The organism is Paenibacillus sp. 11B (genome assembly GCF_030487755.1).
In the GTDB taxonomy this organism is placed as follows: domain Bacteria; phylum Bacillota; class Bacilli; order Paenibacillales; family Paenibacillaceae; genus Paenibacillus; species Paenibacillus vandeheii.
On the sequence record NZ_JAUKNS010000022.1, the window covers coordinates 1 to 651 of the forward strand.

Below are 651 nucleotides of genomic sequence, written 5' to 3' on the forward strand. Positions count from 1 at the left end.
CAGCTGAGCTAAGGGCGCAAATATTGGAGCGGACGACGGGAATCGAACCCGCGACCCTCGCCTTGGCAAGGCGATGCTCTACCGCTGAGCCACGTCCGCAAAATATATGGTGCGGTCGAGAGGACTCGAACCTCCACGGGGGTTAGCCCACACGGACCTGAACCGTGCGCGTCTGCCAATTCCGCCACGACCGCAAAATATAATGGTGAGTCATGAAGGGCTCGAACCTTCGACACCCTGATTAAAAGTCAGGTGCTCTACCAGCTGAGCTAATGACTCAAACTAAAATGGCTGGGGATATAGGATTTGAACCTATGCATGACGGAGTCAAAGTCCGTTGCCTTACCGCTTGGCTAATCCCCATTAAGAAAACATGGGGCGATCGAGGGGAATTGAACCCCCGAATGCCGGATCCACAAACCGGTGCGTTAACCACTTCGCCACGATCGCCATAAGCTATCCCTTACATTCGCTGAGAGTATCTCAGTATTCCCATCTGTACCTATAATATACATTCTATTATAAATTCAGAGGTAAATGCAATAAATGGTGCCGGCGAGAGGACTTGAACCCCCAACCTACTGATTACAAGTCAGTTGCTCTACCAGTTGAGCTACACCGGCACGGTGTAAATGTAATACTTGAGTAAAA

The 651-nt window shown here is 50.2% G+C and carries 6 tRNA genes; all 6 read right to left on the minus strand.

Going from position 1 to position 651, the window contains the following annotated elements:
• Nucleotides 1-24: 24 nt before the first annotated feature.
• The 6 genes from Q0V21_RS32680 to Q0V21_RS32705 all read right to left on the minus strand — a co-directional run bounded on the left by Q0V21_RS32680 (nucleotide 25) and on the right by Q0V21_RS32705 (nucleotide 623).
• Nucleotides 25-99, minus strand: a tRNA-Gly gene (locus Q0V21_RS32680).
• 8 nt (nucleotides 100-107) lie between these two features.
• Nucleotides 108-194: transfer RNA gene (locus Q0V21_RS32685), tRNA-Leu, on the minus strand.
• 9 nt (nucleotides 195-203) lie between these two features.
• Nucleotides 204-279: transfer RNA gene (locus Q0V21_RS32690), tRNA-Lys, on the minus strand.
• 9 nt (nucleotides 280-288) lie between these two features.
• A tRNA-Gln gene (locus Q0V21_RS32695) sits at nucleotides 289-363 on the minus strand.
• A gap of 11 nt (nucleotides 364-374) precedes the next feature.
• Nucleotides 375-450, minus strand: a tRNA-His gene (locus tag Q0V21_RS32700).
• Between the two features lie 97 nt (nucleotides 451-547).
• Nucleotides 548-623, minus strand: a tRNA-Thr gene (locus tag Q0V21_RS32705).
• Nucleotides 624-651 lie beyond the last annotated feature (28 nt).